A 23,966-nucleotide genomic window follows, 5' to 3' on the forward strand; every position below is an offset into this window, starting at 1 on the left:
TGCCGCGCTTGCGCCGCCGCTCTTGCCGAACAAGTTGATATCGAGGTAACTTCGCCTTGAATTGATTTGCTTTTGCGACGCGCCGGTGGAATTTCGCCGGAGGCATGACGCCACTTCAGTCGCCGCCGGCAATCCGGCCTGCCCTTTCATCATATTCCGAGACCCTGTCGATGACCGTTAAGATTACCAGCGCGGCCGCGGTGAATGCACTTGCGGTGCTGCGCAGCATCAACAAAGAAGCCAGTCAGACCCAGCAGCAAGTTTCTTCAGGATATAGGATTGAGACGGCCGCAGACGACGCCTCCTACTGGTCGGTCGCCACTGTCATGCGCTCGGACAGCACCAATCTCGGCACGATCGGTGACGCGCTCGGTCTCGGCGCTGCCAAGGTGGATGCGACCTACACGGCGATGAATTCGGCGATCGATCTTATAGGCGAAATTCGCGCCAAGCTGGTCTCGGCAAGAGAGCCGGGTGCGGACAAGGACAAGATCAACGCCGAGATCAGCGAATATAAGGAGCAGTTGCAGACCGTCGTCGAATCGACGTCCTTTGCAGGGGAAAACTGGTTGCTGAACAGTGACAAGGCCGCGCCGCCGACATGGTCTGTCATCTCCGGCTTCGTGCGCGCCTCGACAGGCGAATACCAGGCTCAGAGCATCGACTTCCCGTCGTCGCAGACCATCCTGATCGACAAGAACAATGCGAGCGGCGGCCTGTTCACCAAGGCGATTGATGCCCAGGCGATCAATAACAGCGGCGTCGGACCGCGAAACTACTATCTCCTGGACGCCGGCTCGACCACGCCGGCGACGGGCATGGAAGTCGCGATCGGTAAGAACACCACCGACGCGCAGCTTGTCGATATGCTCGACGTAACCGACTCCCTGCTCGCTTCACTGACGACGACGGCGGCCTCCATCGGGGTGATGAAGGTGCGTATCGAGGATCAGATCGACTACACCGCCAATCTGTCCGATTCGATTGACAAGAGCGTCGGTGCGCTCGTCGATACCGACATGGACGAGGCTTCGATCCGCCAGAAGGCGATCGAAACGCAGAAGCAAATGGCGGTCGAAGCGATCTCGATCCTAAACACGGCCGCAAGCAAGATCCTCATTCTGCTGGAATAGAGCGAGCGCGTTCATGGGTGACGGCGGCGCCATTCATCTTCGCGCAAGTTTGAATTCCTAGTTTCCGGCAAGAAGGCACCGTCCGAATTTGTGCCGGCGCAAGGTCAAGCCCTTGTTCGCTACGAAGGATGTGTCGCGCGCAAGGTCATTTTTGGACGGGGGTGGGCATGGCGCTCGTCTCCCGGATGCTGGATGGTTTCTATGAGCATTTCGCTTTCTCGGTATTTAAAGGATTTCGGCGAACCGAAATCATCGGCGCCGATTATCGACATCGACGATTTCGCCGGAGATGCCTTTCCGGAGGCGCCCAGCGAACCGCCGGTCGACGTAGAGGCGGAGCGTCGCGAAGCCTATGCGGAAGGCCACGCCGCGGCGACCGCTGATTTGACCGAGAAATACGAAAACGAGGCGCGCGCGCTGGCCGAGGGCCATGCGCGCGAGCTCGAAGAACTGAAGCTTCGCTATGAAGTTGAGGCGGCGGCGGTCATTGCATCCCGCGTCCGCGATATGGCCGAAGAGGTCGCTCAGCTGGTCAGCGCCGGTGCGGCGATGGTCATTGCGCCCGTCATGACGGAAGCGCTTGCGGCCAAGGCTGCCGAAAGTCTCGCCGCTTTGCTGCGTGATGCGATTCTCGAAGGCGCGGCCGGACCGATCGTCGTCAGGGGGCCGACCAGCCTCTTCGACATATTGAAAACCGAACTCGGCGACCATGTCGCGGCGGTTCGGCACATTGAGGGCGACGATATCGATCTTTCCGTCGAAATTGGTGAATCCGTCGTCGTCACCCGTATGTCCGCCTGGGCGGCCAGCTTGAAGAAAGTTCTCGAATGAGCGAAGGCGAAAACCATCACCACGGCAGGAACGAGATCATCATCGTCAAGCGGCATGGCGGCGGTGATCACGATGGTGCCCATGGCGGTGCGTGGAAAATTGCCTATGCCGACTTCATGACGGCGATGATGGCATTCTTCCTGGTCATGTGGCTGGTCAACGCCGCGAATGAGGAGACCAAGGCTGCGGTCGCGACCTATTTCAATCCGATCAAGCTTGCCGACGAAAAGCCGACCGAGAGAGGCCTGAAGAAGCCTGTCGACGATGCGGAGGGCGAGGAGAAGAACGAAAAGTCGAAGCAGAAGGAAGAAAATCCGACCGAAGGCAAGTCCGCCGCGGATGGTGACGACCAGACATCGACTTCAGGCGACCACACCAATTATTCCGAAGCCGATTTCTTCGAGAATCCCTATTCGGTTCTCGCCGAAATCGCACAAGAGGTCGGCCAGCAGGCCAATGTCAGCGCCAAGGGCGATGGCGGCGCGGCCGATTCCGGCCCTGCCACCGGTGCCGATGGCGGCGAAGCCTATCGCGACCCCTTCGATCCGGATTTCTGGACCAAGCAGGTCGAGGTGACAACGGCGGGAAAATCCTTGCCGCCCGGCAGGAGTGAGGAGCAGGCGAGCGAGAGCGAGACGACGGAGGTCGCCAACGCCGAGGATGTGAAGCCGGCGCCTTTGGCGACTGAACAGAAGCCGGCCGAGGCCAAGGAAACCAAGGGTGCCGCCGAGGCCAAGGGTGGCAAGGCGACGGACAGCAAGGCGCCTGGTGAGAAGAAGGCGGAGGCCGAGAAGGACGCCGATCAGAAGGAAGCCGACAAGGGCGCGGTTGGGGCCGAGCAGCAGAAGAAGGAAGCAGAACAGCTTCAGGCGCAGATCGCGCAGCAGATCAGCGGTGTTGCCGGCAAGCTTGCCGAAGGCCTGACAGTGACGGCATCCGAGGGCGGCCTGCTGGTCAGCATCTCCGACCAGAACGACGATTCGATGTTCAATATCGGTTCGGCCGTTCCGCGCCAGGAGATGGTGCTTGCCATGGAAAAGATCGGGACGATCCTGAAGGAGAGGGGTGGCGCAGTCGCCATCCGTGGCCACACGGACGGGCGCCAATACAAGGGTGGGCAGAACGAGAATTGGCGGCTTTCGATGGACCGCGCCCAGAGCGCCTACTACATGCTCGTGCGCGGCGGGCTGGACGAGACGCGCATCTCCCAGGTCTCCGGCTTCGCTGACCGCCGGCTGAAGTTGCCCGCCGACCCTTTTAACGCAGCCAACCGCCGGATCGAGATCCTGGTGCAGGCGGAATAGGGATAGTCGGATGGCGCGTCGGCAGCATCGCTACGTCGGATTCATGGCCCTTGGCCTGGCGATGTTTTCGCCTGCCGCAGGCAATGCGCAGGATCCGGACGATCTTGCGCCGTACAAGATGCTGCGGTCACTGCAGTTCGTGCAGGATTCCGTTGTCGCCGGTGATCATTCGGCCGGCGAAATGCAGCGCTTCATGCTCGGCACCATCGACGAGCGGCTGCGCACGGCCGATACAAGGATTTTCGATGACGACCGCAATGTCGATGCGGCGCTGATCTACACGATGAGCGGCGGCAATCCCCAGACGCTCGAATATCTGATCGCCCATGACGTCAACGGCTATTTCGACAACCGCGTCACCGATGTGCTGCGCAAATATCTGACCGGCAAGGGGCTGCTCGTCGCCAAGACGCTGGAGGAAACCGCCAGGGAATATCGCGACAAGAAGATCGGTCCATACCTGGCGCTGATCGGCGGCAATGTGCTGATCGCCACGAAACCGACAGATGCGTTGGGTCTTTACGATCAGGCGCGTCTTGCCGCGCCGGGTACGATCGTCGAGGAGGCGGCCTTGCGCCGTTCCCTCGCCATCTGCGTCGACAAGGGGATGCTCGACAAAGCGCTGGCCTATTCTCAGCGTTATGTCAGGCGCTTCCTGCATTCCCCCTATGCCAGTCAGTTCGCCGATCTTTTCGTCAAGCTTGTCGTCGCCCATGATCACGACGTGAAACCGCAGGATGTCGTCGATATACTGTCCTTCATGGATGCCCCGCGCCAGCGCGAGGTCTATCTGCGCATCGCCCGCGCCGCGGCGATAGCGGGCAAGTCCGAGTTGGCGCGCATGGCGGTCGAGCGTGTGCAGTTGCTTGGCGCGGGCACCGACAATCCCTTCGGCCCGCTTGCGGATTTTTATGGCGGCATGGCCGGGCTTCCGACAGACGATATCGACCGGGCGGCGAAGAATGTCAGCGGCATCGACGGCAAGATGCTTTCGCCGCGGGATCAGGCGCTGCAGGCGGCGGCGCGCTCGGTTGCCGAGCAGATCCTGCGCGCGCCGGATCCGGCAAGCTTGACGCAAGCATCCAATCCTAACACTTCTCATCAAGAAATCACTTCTGAAAAGGCTGCGGCGATAGCCATGCAACCGGGGACGCCAGGCGCGCCTCCCGAGCCTGTTCCGGGAGGTGTGGCATCGACTGGCCAGAGCCAGGATACCGACTCCTCATTCAACGCATTTGTGACGACCAGCCGATCCAAGCTCGACGAGATCGATGGTCTTCTGGCGCAGGAAGGCAACGAACAATGATGGATTTGAGCGTCTCGGGCGGAGCCTCTGGTGCGGAGGCGGCTGCGGCGGCGAAATCCGCTAAGGCTGGAAAGGGTGACGCCGCCGGTCAGAAGGGAGACTTCTCCGATGTGCTGGCCAAGGCAAGCGGCAGCACCGCCGACGACGCACCCGATAATGCACAGCCGGATCAGAGTGTCGCCGACGGCGATGCAGGGAAGGCGGCGCGGACGCTCCGTAGCCGCAGCGGCGCCAAACCATTGATCGATCTCAGCGACGCTGTGCTGAAGGCACAGGCCGACGTGCAGCCGGAAACGATCGCCAATGGCGAAAGGGCGGCCGCGAAGCATGCAAAGGACGGGCTCGAATTGCCGGCTGGCGTCGGCAAGCTCGATGCCGAAGATCAGTCCGCCGACGAGGCCGCGCGAACGGCCAAGGGCGTCAAGCACGGCAAGACAGAGATCTCGCAAACAGATAAGGCTACGGACAGTGAGGACGATGACGGCGGCATTTCCGATGTGCTCGGCCTACTGAAGCAGGAGCCTGCCGATGGGACGGTCACTTTGCCGGCCGCGGCAGCCGCTCATCAAGCCTCCATCAAGGCCGCCGAGGCCGGACATGCCGACAAGCAGACCGCGGGCATTGACGCCAAAACGACCGGCCACGCATCTGACGCCCTGACGGTCGTCAACGGCAGCGCCGAAAGCATCAAGGCCGATGACATCAGGGTTCCCGGTGCGGAGAACGCCGAAGCCACCGACGGCAGGATGTTCCGGATCAGCCGCGCCGATGGCCGCGGCGTGTCGATGGACGTTCACCTGGGCGCCGAACAGGTCGGACCGAAGGACGGTTCGAAGAAGACCGATGTCGAAAACATTTCTGTCCTCGAGTCGCGCCGCTATATCGGCCTGGCGCAGAATACGAATTCCGCAGCGGTCACCGCGGCTCTCGCCGGTGATTCCGAATGGGCGCGTGCCATGGAGCCGAGTTCAGCGCTCTCCAACGCGGCGGAATGGACGAGCACCGGCAAGGTGGTCAACACACTGAAGATCCAGATGAACCCGATCGATCTTGGCCTGGTGACGGCGACCATGCGCCTGGCCGGCGATGCCCTGAACGTCGACCTCAAGGTCGAAACCGGCGCAGCCTATCGGCAGCTGAAGGAAGACCACGGCAAGATTCTCGAAGCGCTACGCAGCCAGGGCTATGCGGTCGACAACGTCACGATCAGCATGGCTCCCGTCGAGCGTGCCGACGCCGGAAACCAGCCTGGCAGCCAGGGGCAGGCCTCCCAGCAGCAGTCGCTCGCCCAGCAAGGGCAGGGTGGCGAGGCGCGCGAGCGCCACAATCAGACGGCGCAGCGGACGGATGGAGGCTTCAATGGCGCAGGCGAGAACGGTATTGAAGGCGTCTCTGCTGGCGGTGCTCGCAGCAGCGGCTCTGGCGGCGTTTACCTCTGAGGCGGCCGCTTCCACCGGTGCCTGCGAACAAGAAATCCAGTCGGCTGCCGCCAAATACGGCATCCCGGTAGGTATCCTCTATTCGGTCGGCCTGACAGAGACCGGCCGCAAGGGTTCACTCTATCCCTATGCCATGAACGTCGAAGGCAAGGCCATTTTTCCGCCCTCGGAAGAGGACGCAATGAGGCAGTTCGATGTCGCCCGCAGAGGCGGGGCGAAGCTCATCGACATCGGATGCATGCAGATCAATCACTATTATCACGGCGAGAATTTCGCCTCGGCCGAAGATATGTTCGATCCGCATCGCAACGTCGAGTATGCTGCGAAGTTTCTCCGCAACCTGCATGATCGCCATGAGACGTGGACGATGGCGGTAGCAAGATACCACGCGGGGCCGAATAACAACCCCGCACAGAAGCAGTATGTCTGCCGTGTCATCGCCAATTTGGTGGCCACCGGCTACGGCAAATGGACTCCTAATGCGAGTAACTTCTGCCAAAATTAATTCAACTAAAAATAGAAGCGCCAAATTATGACGAAACTGTGTCGTAATGTGGCAGGAATCCGGCGCTAAATCGATGCGCAAGTCACATTTAACCAAGCGTTAACTTTTCCACGAAACTTTTGTGTGGATATCCGACGGTTGCCACTACATATTGATCAAATCGCCACGCAGGTCTTAATCAATTATTAATTTCCGCCATTCACTTTAACGAGTTGTCGCCGATTCGCGCGATTCGTACCCATAGATCATCGAAGTGCCACACTGATTCGGAGGCGGACGAATGATCGTAGTGGTTGATGAGCGTGAGCTCGTGAAAGACGGATACACATCCTTGTTTGGCCGGGAGGGCATTCCCTCCACCGGCTTTGATCCATCGGAATTCGGCGAGTGGGTGCAGACCGCCGCCGATTCGGATATTGCGGCGGTAGAGGCATTCCTGATCGGTCAGGGCCAGCGCAGCTTCGAGCTGCCCCGGGCGATCAGGGACCGCTCGATGGCGCCTGTGATCGCAGTCAGCGATCAGCCCTCGCTTGAAAACACGCTTGCCCTTTTCGATTGCGGCGTCGACGACGTCGTGCGCAAACCGGTCCATCCCCGCGAAATCCTCGCAAGGGCGGCTGCGATCCGGCGCCGGCTGAAGGCGATCGCCAACTATACCGATATCGGCGGGATCCGCGTCTTCTCGGATGGCCGTGACCCGGAGATTAACGGCGAGGTCTTTGCGCTTCCCCGGCGCGAACGCCGCATCCTCGAATATCTGATCGCCAACCGCGGTCGCCGTGTCACCAAGACCCAGATCTTCAACGCCATCTACGGCATCTTCGATGAAGAGGTCGAGGAGAACGTCGTCGAAAGCCACATCTCGAAGCTGCGCAAGAAGCTGCGCAAGAAGCTCGGCGTCGACCCGGTCGATTCCAAGCGCTTCCTTGGCTACTGCATTGATTGGGCCTGATTTTTCCGGCCGGGTGGCGGCGCCCGGCTGAGCCTCGATATTGGCCTCGCTGCTCGCCATTACAGACAGCTTCACGCAAGGCCCGACAAATACTCTCGAGTTTAACAGGTAAAACGAGGTTTTCAGATGAGCATTTTCGGCAGCATGAAGACGGCAGTGTCGGGCATGAACGCGCAGGCGAACCGCCTCAGCACCGTCGCCGACAACATCGCCAACGTGAACACCACCGGCTACAAGGCCGTGTCGACGAGCTTCTCGACTCTGGTTCTGCCCTCCTCGGGCGGCAATTATAATTCCGGCGGCGTTCAGACTTCCGTGCGCCAGGCCGTCTCCGACCAGGGCGACATTTCCTACACTACCTCGAGCACCGACCTCGCAATCTCGGGTGACGGCTTCTTCATCGTCCAGGGGCCGGACGGTACGCCGGTGCTGACCCGCGCCGGCGACTTCCAGAAGGACGATGAAGGCAACCTTGTCAACTCAGCCGGCTTTCAGCTGATGGGCTATTCCTACGACTCGGGCGCCCCCGCCGTCGTCGTCAACGGTTTCGACGGCCTGGTACCCGTCAACGTAAACCAGGAAGGTCTGACGGCCATTGCCTCAACGGCTGGCTACTTCAAGGGCAACCTCGATTCCAACGCGAAGGTGGCTCCTGTCGCTCCAGCAACGCTGCCGAGCGCCAACGCCGCCACGACGACCACCGACACCAAAAAGTTTTCCATGGTCGCCTACGACCGCCTCGGCAACAAGGTGATGTATGACTTTTACTTCACCAAGACCGCTGTGACCACTCCGCCTCCGGCGCCTCCGGGGGTTGCCAGCACCTGGGAAGTTTCGATTTATCGCAATGCCGATGCGGCGGTGGGCGGAACGACGTCGTTCCCCTACACTACTGCCGGCGGTGACGTTGGCAACGGCTCACTCACCTTCGACGCCAACGGCAAGATGATTTCTTCCGGCGCCATTCCGATCGTCGATCCTGTAACCGGTCTGACGATTAACATGGATCTCTCCGGCTTTACCCAACTCGGCGCCGACTTTGCGGGCACCGGCACGCCGAATGGCCAGGCAGCAAGCCCGGTGAAAGACGTCACGATCGACGGCGACGGCATCGTCTATGCCAAATATGAGGACGGCAGCACCAAGCCGCTCTACCGCGTTCCGCTCGCCAACGTCGCGAGCCCCGACAAGCTGACGCTGATGAGCGGCAACGTCTACAGCGCCAACGGCCAGTCCGGCGTCACCGTCACCGGTTTCCCGCAAACAAACGGCCTCGGCACGATCAAATCGGGCGCTCTCGAGGGTTCGAACGTCGACCTCGCCGGCGAACTGACCGAGATGATCGAATCGCAGCGCAGCTATACCGCCAATTCGAAAGTGTTCCAGACGGGTTCCGACATCATGGACGTACTCGTCAATCTCAAGAGATAAGTAAGGTAACGGCTAAGCCATGTCGCTCACGTCCGCACTTAATACCGCGCAGAGCATATTCAACAATACCGGCACGCAAAGCAGTGTCGTATCGAACAATATCTCGAATGCCGGCAATAAAGATTACGTGCGCCGGCAGGCGATGCTCACTACGTCCCTGAACGGCGCGCAGGTCGTTCAGATCAACCGCGCACAGGAAGATGCCCTGCTGCGCCAGTATCTGAAGACCTCCTCTCAGGACAGCGCCCAGCAGACCCTGCTGGGTGGCCTCGAGGACTTGAAATCAATCATGGGCGGCAACGACTATGAAACGTCGCCGTCCACCTATCTCGGTGTTTTCCAGCAGAAGCTTCAAGCATTCCGCACTACTCCCGGCAGCACGGTCGCCGCACAGGGCGCCATCACCGCTGCCCAGGACGTCGCCAACTCGCTGAACAATGCCTCCCGGTCGGTTCAGAATGTTCGCGCCAATGCCGACAAGGAAATCGCCACTGCCGTCGATACGCTGAACACTCTACTCAGCCAGTTCGAGAAGGCCAACAATGCGGTCAAGACTGCCACGGCTTCCGGTACGGATGCATCCGGCGCTCTCGATGAACGTGAAAAAGTCCTGAAGCAGATTTCGCAGATCGTCGGCGTCAGCGCGACGACGCGCGAGAATAACGACATGGTGCTGAGCACGCCCGACGGTACGATCCTCTTCGAGACGATCCCGCGCAAGGTGACGTTCAAGTCCCAGGATGTCTATACCGCTACAACCGTCGGCAATTCCGTCTATATCGATGGTGTTGCACTGCCGCTCGGCAAGGGCTCGACGACGACGGGGCAGGGGAGCCTCCAATCGCTCCTCCAGATCCGCGACGAGATCGCCCCCAACTTCCAGAAACAGCTCGATGAGATCGCCCGCGGCCTTGTCTCGCTCTTCAAGGAGCAGAACACCACAGCGCCCCCAGCCTATGTGCCCGGCCTCTTCACCTGGAGCGGCGGCACGGTCGACACCGGCGCCACCGCGGTTGCCGGCATGGCGTCGACCATCACCGTCAGCAGCCGCGTGATCACCTCGCAGGGCGGCGACCCGATGCGTCTGCGCGATGGCGGCGTCAACGCCACCGGCCTCGTTCTGAACACGTCGGGCGTCAGCGGTTATACGGCCGAACTCGATCGCCTTTATACGGCGATGAGCGCCGATATTGATTTCGACCCGGCAGCGGGGGCGCCGGTTGGCTTCGACGCCACGACGGGCATCGATTCCAATGTCAGCATCATGGAATATGCGACGAATTCCCTCGGCTGGCTGGAGCAGTATCGCAGCAACGCCACGACGGCGGCGGAAAATACCGCGGCGGCACTGTCGCGCTCCGACGAAGCCTATTCCAATGAGACGGGCGTCAATCTCGACGAGGAGCTGACGCTGCTTCTCGACATCGAGCAGTCCTACAAGGCGGCGACCAAGATCCTGAACGCCGTCGACGAAATGCTGAAGTCATTGCTGGATATTGCGAGTTAAGCCATGAAGAGCTCATTCATTTCAAGTTCGGCCATTCAGAATGCGATGCGGCTGACCATCCGTCAGGCGCAGAACCAGATGACGAAGGCGACGATGGAGGCAACGACGGGAGTCTATGCCGATATCGGTGTCTCGCTCGGTGGCAACGCCGCCAGAAGCGTGGATTTCACCCGCGAGGCCGACAGGATAGCCTCGATCAAAGCAAGCAATTCGCTTGTCAGCGCGCGCATGGAATCCTCGCAGCTCGGCCTTTCCAAGATGAAGGACGTCGGCGACGGCCTGGTTTCGAAGCTGACGGCGCTGCAGGGCAGCCGTGACCCCGGCAGCATCACCGTCGCCATTCAATCGGCGACCAGCGCGCTGTCTACGATGATGGATACGGCCAACACCATGGTGAACGGCGAATATCTGTTCTCCGGCATCAACACCGACGTGCAGCCGCTGACTGACAAGACGACATCGACGAGCGCCGCCATCGTTACGGCACTGAACACCTATGCAGCCGCTCTCGTCCCGCCGAAGGCGGTCAGCGCACTCACCGGCGCAGAGATGGAGACCTTCATCACAACGCAGGTGGAGCCGATGTTCAACCAGGCAAACTGGACGGCCGCGGGGACCGGCTGGTCTCAGGCATCGAACCAGAACATGACGAGCCGCATCAGCAATTCGGAAGTGATCGAATCCTCGACCAACGCCAATTCAGAAGGCATGCGCTATTTCGCACTCGCCTCGGTCATGACCACCGCGCTGCTCGGCCAGAACCTCAGCACCGATGCAATGACGACGGTGTCCAAACAGGCCATCAGCTACACGGCCAAGGCGACAAGCGGTCTCGTAACGCAGGCAAGCCAGCTCGGCCTCTCGCAGGAACGCGTCAAGAAGTCCAACGACGCTCTCGACGCCCAGTCGAATATCATCAAGAACAAACTGGTCGATCTTCAGGGCGTCGACCCATACGAAGCCTCGACCCTCGTCAAGACTTTGGAAACGCAGCTTGAAACCGCTTACACGATCGTCTCGAAGATCCAGCAGTTGAGTCTCGTGAACTACCTTTGATGAGCAAAGGCGCGCAATATACAGAAGGATGCATGAATGTATCAGTTCTCATATGCCGAAGTCATGCAGGACTCGGTGGCCGACGCGAAAGAGCGGGAATGGCAGGTTCTTGACCGGTCCATAGAACTGCTGGCGTTGGCGCGCGACAATGAAAAATACGGCCGGGAAGCCATTGAAGCCCTGTTTTACACGCGTCGGGTGTGGATCAGCTTCATCGAGGATCTGAAACATCCGGACAATCAGCTGGATATTCAGCTCAGGGCCAATCTCATCTCGATTGCGATCTGGATATTGAAGGAATGCGACAGGATCAGAAAACGTCTGTCGAATAACTACCAGGGCATCATCGACGTTACCACCATCATCAGGGATGGACTTAAATGAAAAGTACACTTCGCATTTCTCTGAAAGCCGGAGAGAGAATCTTCATCAACGGCGCTGTCCTGCGTGTCGACCGCAAGGTCGCGCTGGAATTCCTGAATGATGTGACGTTCCTTCTTGAGAACCACGTCCTCCAGCCGGAAGGCGCAACGACGCCACTGCGCCAGCTCTATTTCATCGCGCAGATGATCCTCATCAATCCAGAGGGCAAGGAGCACTCGACGGCGATGTTCCGCAAGTCGATCACCATGCTGCTCACCTGCTTCAAGAATGAAGAGATCCTCGCCGAACTGAAGCGGATCGACGCGCTTGTGTCGACCGGCCGCGCCTTCGACGCATTGAAGGCCATCCGCGGCCTTTACGCAATCGAAGACAATATTCTCAACAACCACGAACTGCCGCCGACGATGGTCGAGCAGATTCGCAAGGAGATTGCGCCATGGCGGTAGACGCAACGTCGAAGGTGACCAACTCGACGTCTACGAACTCTCCGAGTTCGGCCCAGAGCAAGGCGACGATGAACTACGACAACTTCCTTCAGCTGCTCATCGCGCAGATGAAGAACCAGGATCCGACCGATCCGATGGATGCCAGCGAGCAAGTCGCTCAGCTTGCGACCTTCTCGCAGGTCGAGCAGACGATCCACACCAACACCAAGCTGGACACGCTTCTTGCCAGCTCGAGCCTGACCCAGGCCAGCAGCTACGTCGGCAAATATATGGAGAGTGCCGACGGCACGGTCAAAGGTGTCATCGAGTCCGTCAAGGTTTATTCCGACGGCATCATTGCGACGACCGAGGATGGCGGTAAGATACTCGTGCAGGCGGGAATCACTGTCGCCGACGAGGCTCCGAGCAGCAGCTCCTGATGGCGAAGGGGCGCCCCCGCGCCTGTTTGATGCCAACAATCGCGGCCCGGTCATGACAGGGCCGCTTCAAGGCGATATGAGGTTGCCTTCGGATGAATGAAGCTGATGCATTGGATCTTTTCCAGGCCGCAATCTGGACAGTGCTGATTGCCGCCGGTCCCGCCGTCATAGCGGCGATGGTGGTGGGTCTGGTCATCGCCTTGATCCAGGCTTTGACCCAGGTGCAGGAGGCCACGCTGACCTTCGTGCCGAAGATCGTCGCCGTGCTCGTTACGGTCGGCATCACTGCCCCTTTCATCGGCTCGCAGATCTCAATTTTCACCAATCTGGTCTTTTCGCGCATTCAGTCCGGCTTCTGAGCCACCTTCGCGCAAGCTTCGCCATTTAACTGTCGCTCCGAATAGGGCGGATTCAAATCCGCCACCTCTCATGAAGAGACGGAACTCTTATGGCGCAACCACCTGCACTCCCCCTTCCCAAAGTCGCCCCGAGCCTGCGCGATGTCGGTTTTGCTCTCGGCATCGTCGTCATCATCTGCATTCTCTTCCTGCCGATCCCGCCGTTCCTGATCGATATGGGACTGGCCTTCTCGATCGCCTTTTCGGTGCTGATCCTGATGGTCGCGCTGTGGATTCAGAAGCCGCTCGATTTCTCGTCTTTCCCAACCATCCTGCTGATCGCGACGATGACCCGGCTGGCGCTGAACATCGCCACGACCCGCGTCATCCTGTCTCACGGCAATGAGGGCCACGATGCGGCCGGCGGCGTCATTGCCGGTTTCGCCAGTCTCGTCATGTCCGGCGACTTCGTCATCGGTCTGATCGTCTTCCTCATTCTCATCACCATCAATTTCATCGTCATCACCAAGGGTGCGACACGTATTGCCGAAGTCGGCGCGCGATTTACCTTGGATGCCATCCCCGGCAAGCAGATGTCGATCGATGCCGATCTCTCGGCCGGCATCATCGACGAGAAGGAGGCTCAGCGCCGGCGCCGGGAGCTCGAAGAGGAAAGCTCCTTCTTCGGTGCGATGGACGGTGCGTCGAAGTTCGTGCGCGGCGATGCCGTTGCCGGCCTCATCATTACAGCTATCAACGTCTTCGGCGGCATTATCATCGGCTATTTCCGCCACGGCATGCCGATCGGCGAAGCGGCCGACGTCTTCGTCAAGCTCTCGGTTGGCGACGGCCTCGTCTCGCAAATGCCGGCCCTCATCGTTTCGCTCGCAGCCGGCCTTCTCGTTTCCCGCGGCGGCACCACCGGCTCCACCGATCAGGCCGTTGTCAACCAGTTGAGCGGTTATCCCCGCGCGCTTTCCGTCTCGGCCGTGCTGATGCTGGTCCTGGCCTTGATGCCGGGCCTGCCGTTTGTCCCGTTCGTGGTGCTTGGCGGTCTTCTCGCTTTTGGCGCCTGGTTCATTCCGCGTCAGGTCGAGGCTGAAAACAAGCTTCGCCGCGAACAGGAGGAAAAGAAGGTCGTGCAGAGCAAGGAGCTGGAGAAGGATTCGGTCAAGTCGGTGCTCCGCACCTCCGAAATCGAGCTCGCGCTCGGCAAGATGGTCTCCACCCGTCTGCTCGGCGCCCATCAGGAGCTCGCCTTCCGCGTCGGCAAGATGCGCAAGAAGTTCGCGACGCAATACGGCTTCGTCGTGCCGGAAATCAAGGTGACGGACGATATCGGCATCCCCGAGAAGTCCTATCAGATCCGTATTCATGGCACGACGGTCGCCTCCAATCTGCTGCGCGTCGGCGAGGTCCTCGTCGTCACCGGCGCCGGCCGGCGCCCGAGCATTCCCGGTGATGAAATTCGCGAACCCGCTTTCGGCATGCCGGCCGTCTCGATACTCGAAAACTTCGCCGACGATCTGAAACGCGAAGGCTTCCAGCCGATCGACAATGTCTCGGTGGTGCTCACACATATGAGCGAGGTCATTCGCAACAACCTGCCGCAGCTTCTTTCCTACAAGGACGTCAAGGTGCTGATCGATCGCCTCGATCCGGAATACAAGAAGCTTGCCGATGAGATCTGCTCGTCGCACATGTCCTATTCGGGCCTGCAGGCGGTGCTCAAGCTCCTGCTTGCCGAACGCGTTTCGATCCGCAACCTGCATCTCATTCTTGAAGCTGTGGCCGAGCTTGCTCCGCATGTCCGCAAGACCGAGCAGATCGTCGAGCATGTCCGCATCCGCATGGCCCAGCAGCTCTGCGGCGATCTCGCCGATAATGGCGTACTGCGCGTGCTCAGGCTCGGCAGCAAATGGGATCTTGCCTTCCACCAGGCGCTGAAGCGCGATGCCAAGGGCGAGGTGATCGAATTCGATATCGATCCGCGCAGCCTGGAGGAGTTCAGCGAACAGGCCAGCAAAGTTATCCGTGAGTTCATGGATCGCGGCCTGCCATTCGCACTTGTCACCTCGCCGGAAACACGCTCCTATGTGCGCATGATCATCGAACGACTGTTCGCCACATTGCCGGTCCTCTCGCATGTCGAATTGGCCAAGGGCATCGAGATAAAGATTTTGGGCTCGATTTCATGATAACAGACCCGCAAGGGACGGTTCTCGCGCTGTTTCTGGTTTTCTGCCGGATCGGCGGCTGTGTGCTGGCCCTTCCGGGTTTTTCCTCGGCCCGCGTGCCCGAGCAGATGCGTGTCTTTATTGCCGTCGCCCTGTCGATCGCGGTCATGCCCCTGCTCTGGGACACTGTTTATCCGGCCGTCCACACCGGAACCGGAACCTATATCGGCCTGATTTTCAGCGAATCACTGATCGGCGTGATGTACGGCATGCTGGCCAGGATCTATACGCTCGGCATGCAATTCGCCGCGACGATCCTCGCCATGATGGTCGGCTATACCCAGCCGGGTTCTGCCGATGTCATCGAAGACACGCCCGAGACCAGCCTTTCCGCCTTCATCACCTTTGCCGGCATCATGATTCTCTTCATCATGGATTTCCACCACATCGTCTTTCGCGCCCTGATCGATTCTTACACGACAATGCCCTTCGGCGGCCTGGTGCAGATGCGCGCGACACTGATCTCCTTTACCGACACGCTGGAGCAGACCACCTACATCATGCTGCGGTTGTCGAGCCCCTTCCTGATCTACGGCCTGATCTTCAACGTCTCGATCGGCTTCATCAACAAGCTGGCGCCGCAGATCCCGGTCTATTTCATTTCCACGCCCTATCTGCTGATGGGCGGCCTCTTCCTGATTTACGTCTCGATTGCGGCGATGGTCAGCCAGTTCGGCCAATCCTTCGGCTCGATCTATATCGGGCGATGAGGCTGTCATGATCGAGAAGAGCCGTTCCCAAAAGCTCAAGCGTCTCCTGTCGGTACAGCGGCATATCGAAAGGATGGCGGAGAACGACCTGGCCGAAACAAGCCGTCAGCGCATCGAGGTCAATGCGGCGATGGATGACGTCATAGTCGCGCTTGGCTCGATGGACCCTGTCCACCACGCTTTCTCGCAAAATTATGCCGATCGATTCGGCAGGCTCAGCATCAAGGATCAGCAACTGACCGGCATGCAGCAGATCCACGAGATGCGGCTGACGCGTGAGCGGGCCAAGGCCGATCGGCTGGAAGAGGGCATGAAAGCGGCCCTCGATGCGGAGCGCCGAGAGGCAGACGACAATGCCGTTTACGATGTGATCGATCAGCAATTCGCAACACCAGCCTCCAGCAAGCTTCAAAAACCATAGTCGTTACGATCTTAATTCAGAGGATTGTAACGTGGCTATTTCGCCCCCCAGTGATCTGGTCCTGGACGTGGTTAAAGCCGCCGACCCCATGGAGGTTCAGGCGGCCCAGGAAAAGTTGAAGGCAAATCGCGCGGCCTTTGCCGCAACGAGCCTCGCCGAGAACGGCAAGGGTTTCACCAATACGGTCGACGTTCTCGATCAAATCGGCCAGAAGAGCGGCCTTGCGAACGTTCAGAATCGCACCAAGACCGAGGAGGTTCCGGAAAGCTACCGGAAGTTCGAGGCGATGGTGCTGCAGAATTTCGTCAAGTCGATGCTGCCGAGCGAAAGTGAAGAGGTCTACGGCAAGGGCGCGACCGGCGATATCTGGAAGGGCATGATGGCCGAACAGCTCGGCAACACCATGGCCAAGGGCGACGGCATCGGCATCGCCAAGCAGATGTACAGCGAACTTCTGCGCCGCCAGGAAGGCAGGGTCGTCAATGCCTCGACTGATAATGATGATCGCAATACCGCGCTCAGCATGATCGATGACTTCCAGCGCAAGACCTTCGGCACGCCGACCGCCGATTCCAAGATCGATAGAACAGGATGATGTTGGACCTGTTGGCCTAAAATCTGATTCCTATTCTAAATTAAATAGTTAAGCATGATATTGCCGAAAACCGCGCACACTTTCGGCATCGTGCTCTAAGCGACGCATAACCGAGGGTACAATGGAAATAGTTTCGAACGAATACAGGATTAAATCCGTTCTCGGACGTCTCGAGATGATCATCGACAATGAGAACACCCGGATCGGCAACGACCCGCAGTTCGATCTCAAGGTCTCCAACGCCCACAAGAGCCGCTGCCTCTACGAGCTGTCGATGCTTTTCCGCGATACAGATCCGGCCGAGCTTGCGGCTGCCCATCTTGATCAACTGCACGGCCTGAAAAAGAAGCTGGTTCTTAACGCCCGGCGCGTCGAGGCACATCTCGAAGCGGTTCGTGCCGTTGCCGACCTGCTGAAGAATGCGGTTCAGGACGCCGATGCCGACGGCACCTATTCCCAGGAACAATTCGCCGCGCGTGGAAACTGATGGTCAAGCTCGTCCTCACCGGTATCTGGGTTTGCGCCATCACCTTGGCCTCGGTCTATTTTTCGGTGTACCTGGCGACGGCGCCGGCTCCCGCGATAACGGATTCCAAGCAGAGCGCGCTCGAACTGGTGAAGGGTGAAACGATCACCGTGCCGGTTATCTCAGACGGCGCGGTCACTGGTTATTTCCTCGGCCGTATCTCCTTCATGATGAACAAGGACATGTTGAAGGGCGTAACCTTGCCGCTGACCGAGATGACGACCGACCAACTTTTCAGCCTTCTCGTCGGCAACAAGATGATCGACCTCACTCGCATCAAATCCTTCGACCCGAAAGCCTTCCGCGAGCAGATCAAGAAGGGCATGAACGAGCGCCTCGGTGGCGAGTATGTCGCCGACGTTATGCTGGAGCAGCTCGACTATCTCTCCAAGCAGGAGATCAAGCAAAATGCTGCCGGTGAGACGAAGAAGCTCGGCGCCCCGGTCAAGATCGTCGAAGGCGCGCCCGCTGAGGGTGCGCCGGCTCCAGCCGCCCATTGAAACAATGGAGCACGTGCGCAACCGTGTGCGGCGGTTTTGCGATAACCACCTGCCAAAAAACAAAGGTTAAAGCGCGAAGAGCGAATCTGAACGATCGCGACGCGGTTTAGATGCACAAACGGCGCCTTCGGGCGCCGTTTCCATTTCGGCCGTATTGGTTAACAAACTACTTATGCGAGCATAAAAATCTAAGGAATTTTCCTAAGGGTTGTTTGAACCCATCCTGCTATATCAGGCGGCACAGCTTGGCATGCGCCGTTTTCGTGATCGGGGCGACGCCGTTCCATGCCTGACGCGACCGGTCCTTTCGAAGACCTCCGGGGTGCGGAATATGGGCTTGTTTTCCGGGATGTCGGGCGCATGACGCACCCTCGGCAGGAGGTAGGAATGAACTTGATTGCAAACTTCGCGGTGCTTGCGTCGCGGCGGACGATCTTCGATCTGCCGGTCTGCGATCTCGGCTGGGACGATGCCCTCGTTTTTATCAACGAGCTGGCCTCCATTCCTGTCGGCCAGACCGTGGTTTGCTTCGTCAACGCCCATAACATGCTGACGGCGTTGGGTGACGATGAATATTACCGGATCATGTCGCACAATCTGGTGCTGCCGGATGGCATCGGTCTTAACATCGCCTCGCAGATTGCCCATGGTGCGCCGTTTCCCGCCAATCTGAACGGCACCGATTTCGTGCCGGCTTTCCTCACCTTCATGGAGGCCCCGCGCCGCATCGGCCTTATCGGCGGCAAGCGCTCGGTCGTCGATGCGGCGGCGGAAAATTTCCGCAAGCACACGCCCTGGCATGAATTTGTCGTTATTTCCGATGGCTTTTTCGACAAGGTCGATTCCACGGATGTCATCGAGGAAGTCGAGCGCCAGAAGCTCGATATTCTGATCGTCGGCATGGGGACGCCGCTGCAGGAGAAATGGGTTCACGACAATATTCGAGCCGACCATGCGCGCCTGGTGCTCACCGTCGGCGCTCTCTTCGACTTCGTCTCCGGCGCCGTTCCGCGGGCGCCGAAGACCGTGCGGATGATGCGCCTGGAGTGGGCCTATCGCCTGATACAGGAGCCTGCGCGCCTCTGGCGGCGCTACGTCGTCGGCATTCCGGTCTTCCTCTTCCATGTCCTGCGCTATCGCTTCCGCCGGCGCGAAAGAATTCTCAGCCACCCGGAAGAGCAGCGTAGCGTCGTGCAGCCGCCGGCCGAACGCAAGAAGGCGAGCTGAGCCTGCGGCGCCCACGCGTTCCTGGCGCGCAGACACTGCGATCGACATTTGAAATCGGATCGCAATTCTTGCCCGCCGCAGTTAACGATTTCTTTGCCATGAATGTTTAGTGTCGCTTAATCATCTGCAACGCGCGCGGATGAGCGAACTCGGCCATCATGTGCATGAGATGTGGCGCAAATGTACGATATCAGGGCCAGAAGCAGCTTTCAGGATCGCGCAGCCGCGGGGCAGCGTCACTTTGACGATGCCTATCGCCTACCGCGGACGAAGGGGGCAGATATCGCCTCGCCCGAGGCCGAACTCTTGCGCGCCATCGGCCGCGCGCTGGAAGAGCAGCGCGCAAAAGCGGCCGGCCCGGCGCCGCTCGTCGACCGCATCGAAACCATCCTTGGCAATCGCCTGCAGGCCGCCAACGACATCGGCAGTCCTCTTGCGCCGGGGCCGGCCGGTCATGCAGAGCCGAGCGCTGCGATCGAAGAACCGGCAATTCCCCTTCAACCGCTCACCGCAATTCGTGGAGACCTTGCTGGGCCCCGACCGGCACCGCCGCGTCGGCGCGCCGGTCGCTTTGGCCTCGTCATGACGGTGGTTGCCGGGACGATTCTCGGCGCGGGCCTGTCGTCGACGATGCCGGTCTCGCCGGCCCTCTACCGGGCCGAGACGACGCTCGCGGTAAAGACGGATGCGGCAAGCCGCGCCGCCTTCACGCAGGCTGCGGCGAAGGGGCTGCTATCGGGGCGCATGGTGGCCTCGACGGTCGCTGCGCTGAAACTTGATCGCGATCCGGAGTTTGCCGGCTCCAGTGCCAATGCTCTCGGTGTTGCGTTCGATCTCCTCTCGGCCACCGGTGCTGCAGCCGATCCGGCCTCACGCGCCGAGGCCACGCTGAAACAGGCGATCGAGATCGTGCCCGATGCCGTCGCCGGCACGATCCTCGTCAGGGTGACGACCGGCGACAGCGGCAAATCCATGCGTATCGCCGCACGGCTTGCCGAAGCGGTTTCCGCAGGCAGCGGCCGCGGCCGGAGCGCTGAAACCGACGCCGCTCTACGCAAGGCCTATGACGAGGCGAAGGCGGAGCTTGCCGCCTTCACGGCAAAGAGCGGCGAGGGCAACGTCAAGGTGGCGATCGATCTTCGCCGTCAGATCGACCGGCTCGACGCCGATCTGAAAGAGGCAGACCAGAACATTCTCGCCGCCAAGGCGCAAGCCGACCGGTTGAAGGCGGCGAAGCTTGCGGGCGTGCTGGATGGCTCGCTCCCCTCCGATATGCTCTCGCCGGCGCTGCAGGACTGGCGCGACAAATATGCGGTCGCAAGGACGACGCTTGCGCAGCTTTCGGCCGAGCTCGGCCCGCGCCATCCGCGCCTGTTGCAGCAGCAGGCCGAAACGGAGGGTCTCAAGGAGAACATGGGAAGGGAGCTTGCCCGGCTTACCCAACTCGCCAATGCCGCTGCCAAAGCTGCGGTCGATGCGCGCAAGAGCCTGAACGACCGTCGCAACACGCTGATCGCCCAGAGCCGCGATACCGGCGTCGATCTGTCACGGTTGATCGAGCTACGCGAGAAGGCGAGTGCAGCGCGCTCGCGGCTGGAGGACGCTGCGCCCGCATCGGGGGCAGCCGACGGTGGTGATATGACCGTGCTGAAGCCGCCGCTGGCGTCGACCGTATCGGCAACGAATAGTCTGACCGGCCGCGCGCTGGCCGGAGCCGCCGCTGGCTTGGCAATCGGTCTTGCCCTGGCTTTCCTGCTGTCCTTGCGCAAAGCCGTTGCTGTTCCCGCATCGGAAATGCCCGTGCCACCGTCCGTCCCGTCTCCGCCACCGTCGCCCATGCCGGCGGCGGTCGATGAGATCGAAGTGCTGCGCTCCGAGATCTCAGGCCTGCGGGACCGGCTTAGGTTTCATGTAATGGAAACGCGGCAGCCGCTGCGTTGACGATCCATTTCCTTGCAAGTTTGATATTGCCTTGCCGCTTTCCGACAGGATAGGGCGTTAGCGGGCATTTGACGCTCGTCAACTATCCCTAGATTGACGCGAAACAGGGCGGAGAGACGCGTGACGACAGTAATCGACGGCAAGAACGTAGCTGCATCCGTAATTCAGACGGTCAAGAGTGCGACGGCGGCGCTGGAAAAGAGCAGCGGCGTCACCACCGGCCTTGCCGTCATCATTGTCGGCGACGATCCGGCAAGCCACGCCTATGTGGGCTCCAAGAGCCGCATGGCCAAGGAATGCGGCTTCAAGTCCGTCCAGCACACGCTGCCTGTCGAGACGAAACAGGAGGAACTGGCAAGCCTCGTCGCCACCCTCAACGCCGATCCTTCGATCCACGGCATCCTCGTGCAATTGCCTTTGCCGAAGCCGCTCGACAGCGAGCCGATCATCCAGTCGATCCTGCCGGAAAAGGATGTCGACGGCCTGAGCGTCGTCAATGCCGGCAAGCTCGCCACCGGCGATCTGAAGACCGGTCTGGTCTCCTGTACGCCGGCCGGCGCCATGGTCTTCGTCCGCCGCACCCACGGCGAGGATCTCTCCGGCCTCAACGCCGTGGTCATCGGCCGCTCCAACCTGTTCGGCAAGCCCATGGCGCAATTGCTGCTCAACGCCAATGCGACGGTGACGATCGCCCATTCGAGAACCAAGAATCTCGCCGAGGTCTGCCGCAACGCCGACATTCTGGTGGCCGCCGTCGGCCGGCCGGAGATGGTCAGGGCTGATTGGGTCAAGCCCGGCGCGACGGTGATCGATGTCGGCATCAACCGCGTGCCGGCTCCCGACAAGGGCGAGGGCAAGACCCGGCTCGTCGGCGACGTCGCCTTTGCCGAGGTCTCCACCGTCTCCGGCACCATCACGCCGGTTCCAGGCGGCGTCGGGCCGATGACCATCGCCATGCTGATGGCCAACACCGTCATCGCCGCTCATCGCGCCGCGGGGCAGACGCCGCCGCAGTTCTGATTGCAACGCAAGCCGCTAAAGAGCGTCGTATGAAATTCGATTCATCCGGCGCGCCTTTAGCCCCTGTTGTTCGAAACTTTTTGCTGGTCGCGAATTCGCATCTCTTCGACTGCTTTACCATGGCTCAGCCATGACAGCTTCGCGCCGCCTTCTCGGTCATAGAGGCAATTGTTGCCGCTCCCCGAAAGCGGCCATAGCATTGGTTTGACGAGAGACATCTGTGCGCCATGTGTGGACGTCGGCTCTCGTCGGCTTAATCGACTTGGGACGAAGGCGATCAAGAACGAGCACATGGTTCGAGTTCAGCACATGGCTCCAGTTCATCGTTGGCGGGCGAAAGCAGCTTTTACTTTCTAAGCTGAGGTAGTCCGGACAACGCGGAGTAGCGGTACTGTGCCCTGGCCGTTGGACCACAGCCCCAGGCTGTCCTCAACAACACTTGAACGTCTGTCAGAATTGCAAAAAGTGTGTATATTAGACAAATGAGAACAATCAGTTGTCGATACCGATCGCGAAAAGGTTGGGAAGTCTTCTTCTTCAACTATGCAGACTAGGGAGAATTCGACAACAATCCAGGGAGGAAGAACAATGAGCAAAAAGGCAGTATCGCGTCGAGAGTTGCTGGGAGCATCTACGCTTGTTGGAGTAACCGCAGTTGGGGCTCTTGCCGCCCCGGCGGTGCTGGCCCAGGCACCCACCGTCATTAAAATGCAAACATCCTGGCCCGCGTCGGACATCTGGATGGATTTTGCGCGTCTGTACGTCGAACGGGTCGAACGAATGTCCGGCGGACGCCTGAAGTTCGAACTAATGCCTGCCGGTACGGTCGTCGGCGCGTTTCAGGTGCTCGACGGCGTCAACGACGGCGTGATCGACGCAGCCCACACCGTTCCCGTCTATTGGTACGGAAAGCACAAGGCAGCTTCCCTCTTCGGTACCGGGCCGGTATTCGGCGGCAGCGCAACCACCATGCTTGGATGGTTCCATCAAGGCGGCGGCAAGGATCTCTACCGAGAACTCACCCAGGACATCATGGGGCTGAACATTTACGGCTTCTATGGCTTCCCGATGCCCGCGCAGCCGTTCGGCTGGTTCAAGAACCCGGTCGCGACCGTGAACGACATCAACGGCCTCAAATATCGGACGGTCGGGCTCGCCGCCGATCTCATGCAGAATATGGGCATGAGCGTCGCTCAACTTCCGGGCGGCGAGATCGTGCCGGCAATGGAGCGAGGTGTCATCGACGCCTTCGAGTTCAACAATCCCTCCTCTGACATACGGTTTGGTTCGCAGGATGTCGCCAAGAACTACATGCTGTCGTCCTACCATCAAGCGAGCGAATCTTTCGAGTTCCTCTTCAACAAGGATGTGTTTGACGACCTTCCCGCCGATCTGCAGGCGATCCTGGAATATGGCGTGGAGGCTGCAAGCACGGCGATTACAGCGTCCGCGATGGACAACTATTCAAGCGACCTTCAAAAACTCCAGGCCGAACATGGCGTGACCGTGCACCGCACTCCAAAGGAAATCCTGGATGCGCAACTGAAGGCCTGGGATGCGATCATCCCGACGCTTGAAGCGGATGCATTCATGAAGAAGGTGCTCGACAGTCAGCGGCAGTGGGTGGAGAGGGTCGTGTACTACGAATTGATGAACTCCGCCGATCTCGCACTCGCCTATGAGCACTATTTCCCTGGAAAATTGAACCTCGGAAAATAGATGGTGAAGGCCCGGTATT

General features: G+C 59.9%; 24 protein-coding genes. All 24 read left to right on the forward strand.

Translation table 11 applies throughout. The features are described 5' to 3' along the window. Positions 1–170: 170 nt before the first annotated feature. The 24 genes from FFR93_RS27900 to FFR93_RS28015 all read left to right on the forward strand — a co-directional run bounded on the left by FFR93_RS27900 (position 171) and on the right by FFR93_RS28015 (position 23,947). Positions 171–1,133 (forward strand): flagellin, encoded by a 963-nt coding sequence (locus FFR93_RS27900; RefSeq protein ID WP_138395528.1) that lies wholly within the window; start codon positions 171–173, stop codon positions 1,131–1,133. Positions 1,134–1,334: 201 nt separating this feature from the next. Then, entirely contained in the window at positions 1,335–1,964 is a 630-nt protein-coding gene (locus FFR93_RS27905; RefSeq protein ID WP_138395529.1) for a hypothetical protein, read from the forward strand. After that, complete coding sequence (locus FFR93_RS27910; protein WP_138395530.1) at positions 1,961–3,268, forward strand: MotB family protein; 1,308 nt, start codon at positions 1,961–1,963, stop codon at positions 3,266–3,268. Before FFR93_RS27905 ends, FFR93_RS27910 begins: the two co-directional genes overlap by 4 nt. 10 nt (positions 3,269–3,278) lie before the next feature. Further along, positions 3,279–4,574, forward strand: coding sequence for a chemotaxis protein MotC (motC, locus tag FFR93_RS27915; RefSeq protein WP_138395531.1), 1,296 nt, complete (start codon positions 3,279–3,281; stop codon positions 4,572–4,574). Continuing rightward, complete coding sequence (locus FFR93_RS27920; RefSeq protein WP_138395532.1) at positions 4,571–6,013, forward strand: flagellar hook-length control protein FliK; 1,443 nt, start codon at positions 4,571–4,573, stop codon at positions 6,011–6,013. The genes motC and FFR93_RS27920 overlap by 4 nt, the downstream gene beginning before the upstream one ends. After that, positions 5,934–6,518: a lytic transglycosylase domain-containing protein gene (locus tag FFR93_RS27925; protein WP_064709945.1), complete on the forward strand. Its 585-nt coding sequence runs from the start codon at positions 5,934–5,936 to the stop codon at positions 6,516–6,518. Before FFR93_RS27920 ends, FFR93_RS27925 begins: the two co-directional genes overlap by 80 nt. 280 nt (positions 6,519–6,798) lie before the next feature. Continuing rightward, the gene (locus FFR93_RS27930) at positions 6,799–7,470 is read left to right on the forward strand and encodes a winged helix-turn-helix domain-containing protein (RefSeq protein WP_064709879.1); all 672 of its coding nucleotides are present in this window, start codon (positions 6,799–6,801) and stop codon (positions 7,468–7,470) included. A gap of 126 nt (positions 7,471–7,596) precedes the next feature. Then, positions 7,597–8,901: a flagellar hook protein FlgE gene (locus FFR93_RS27935; RefSeq protein ID WP_138395533.1), complete on the forward strand. Its 1,305-nt coding sequence runs from the start codon at positions 7,597–7,599 to the stop codon at positions 8,899–8,901. 19 nt (positions 8,902–8,920) lie between these two features. Continuing rightward, positions 8,921–10,408, forward strand: a complete 1,488-nt coding sequence (gene flgK / locus FFR93_RS27940; RefSeq protein ID WP_064709881.1) for a flagellar hook-associated protein FlgK — start codon at positions 8,921–8,923, stop codon at positions 10,406–10,408. A gap of 3 nt (positions 10,409–10,411) precedes the next feature. Next, positions 10,412–11,464 (forward strand): flagellar hook-associated family protein, encoded by a 1,053-nt coding sequence (locus tag FFR93_RS27945; RefSeq protein ID WP_138395534.1) that lies wholly within the window; start codon positions 10,412–10,414, stop codon positions 11,462–11,464. A gap of 36 nt (positions 11,465–11,500) precedes the next feature. Continuing rightward, complete coding sequence (flaF, locus tag FFR93_RS27950; protein ID WP_064709883.1) at positions 11,501–11,848, forward strand: flagellar biosynthesis regulator FlaF; 348 nt, start codon at positions 11,501–11,503, stop codon at positions 11,846–11,848. Continuing rightward, positions 11,845–12,294 (forward strand): flagellar biosynthesis repressor FlbT, encoded by a 450-nt coding sequence (flbT, locus tag FFR93_RS27955; protein WP_138395535.1) that lies wholly within the window; start codon positions 11,845–11,847, stop codon positions 12,292–12,294. Before flaF ends, flbT begins: the two co-directional genes overlap by 4 nt. Beyond that, positions 12,285–12,713 carry a flagellar hook assembly protein FlgD gene (gene flgD, locus FFR93_RS27960; protein WP_138395536.1) on the forward strand — a complete coding sequence of 143 codons (429 nt, stop codon included), beginning with the start codon at positions 12,285–12,287 and terminating at the stop codon, positions 12,711–12,713. The genes flbT and flgD overlap by 10 nt, the downstream gene beginning before the upstream one ends. A 92-nt stretch (positions 12,714–12,805) precedes the next feature. Continuing rightward, positions 12,806–13,072: a flagellar biosynthesis protein FliQ gene (fliQ, locus tag FFR93_RS27965; protein WP_064709885.1), complete on the forward strand. Its 267-nt coding sequence runs from the start codon at positions 12,806–12,808 to the stop codon at positions 13,070–13,072. 89 nt (positions 13,073–13,161) lie between these two features. Beyond that, positions 13,162–15,249, forward strand: a complete 2,088-nt coding sequence (gene flhA / locus FFR93_RS27970) for a flagellar biosynthesis protein FlhA (protein ID WP_138395537.1) — start codon at positions 13,162–13,164, stop codon at positions 15,247–15,249. Next, positions 15,246–15,998: a flagellar biosynthetic protein FliR gene (fliR, locus tag FFR93_RS27975; protein WP_138395538.1), complete on the forward strand. Its 753-nt coding sequence runs from the start codon at positions 15,246–15,248 to the stop codon at positions 15,996–15,998. Before flhA ends, fliR begins: the two co-directional genes overlap by 4 nt. 7 nt (positions 15,999–16,005) lie before the next feature. Beyond that, positions 16,006–16,419: a hypothetical protein gene (locus FFR93_RS27980; protein WP_064710786.1), complete on the forward strand. Its 414-nt coding sequence runs from the start codon at positions 16,006–16,008 to the stop codon at positions 16,417–16,419. 31 nt (positions 16,420–16,450) lie between these two features. After that, positions 16,451–17,014, forward strand: coding sequence for a rod-binding protein (locus FFR93_RS27985; RefSeq protein WP_138395539.1), 564 nt, complete (start codon positions 16,451–16,453; stop codon positions 17,012–17,014). A 121-nt stretch (positions 17,015–17,135) separates the two neighbouring features. Continuing rightward, positions 17,136–17,501 (forward strand): hypothetical protein, encoded by a 366-nt coding sequence (locus FFR93_RS27990; protein WP_003556590.1) that lies wholly within the window; start codon positions 17,136–17,138, stop codon positions 17,499–17,501. After that, positions 17,501–18,040 (forward strand): hypothetical protein, encoded by a 540-nt coding sequence (locus FFR93_RS27995; protein ID WP_138395540.1) that lies wholly within the window; start codon positions 17,501–17,503, stop codon positions 18,038–18,040. Before FFR93_RS27990 ends, FFR93_RS27995 begins: the two co-directional genes overlap by 1 nt. A gap of 387 nt (positions 18,041–18,427) precedes the next feature. Next, positions 18,428–19,267: a WecB/TagA/CpsF family glycosyltransferase gene (locus tag FFR93_RS28000; protein WP_064710789.1), complete on the forward strand. Its 840-nt coding sequence runs from the start codon at positions 18,428–18,430 to the stop codon at positions 19,265–19,267. 180 nt (positions 19,268–19,447) lie between these two features. Further along, positions 19,448–21,208, forward strand: a complete 1,761-nt coding sequence (locus FFR93_RS28005) for a hypothetical protein (RefSeq protein WP_064709892.1) — start codon at positions 19,448–19,450, stop codon at positions 21,206–21,208. 120 nt (positions 21,209–21,328) lie between these two features. Continuing rightward, entirely contained in the window at positions 21,329–22,228 is a 900-nt protein-coding gene (gene folD, locus FFR93_RS28010) for a bifunctional methylenetetrahydrofolate dehydrogenase/methenyltetrahydrofolate cyclohydrolase FolD (protein WP_064710791.1), read from the forward strand. 588 nt (positions 22,229–22,816) lie between these two features. Beyond that, entirely contained in the window at positions 22,817–23,947 is a 1,131-nt protein-coding gene (locus FFR93_RS28015) for a TRAP transporter substrate-binding protein (RefSeq protein WP_064709894.1), read from the forward strand. The last annotated feature ends 19 nt before the right edge of the window (positions 23,948–23,966 follow it).

Origin of the sequence: Rhizobium sp. MHM7A, from assembly GCF_005862215.1 — a bacterium.
GTDB lineage: Bacteria > Pseudomonadota > Alphaproteobacteria > Rhizobiales > Rhizobiaceae > Rhizobium > Rhizobium bangladeshense.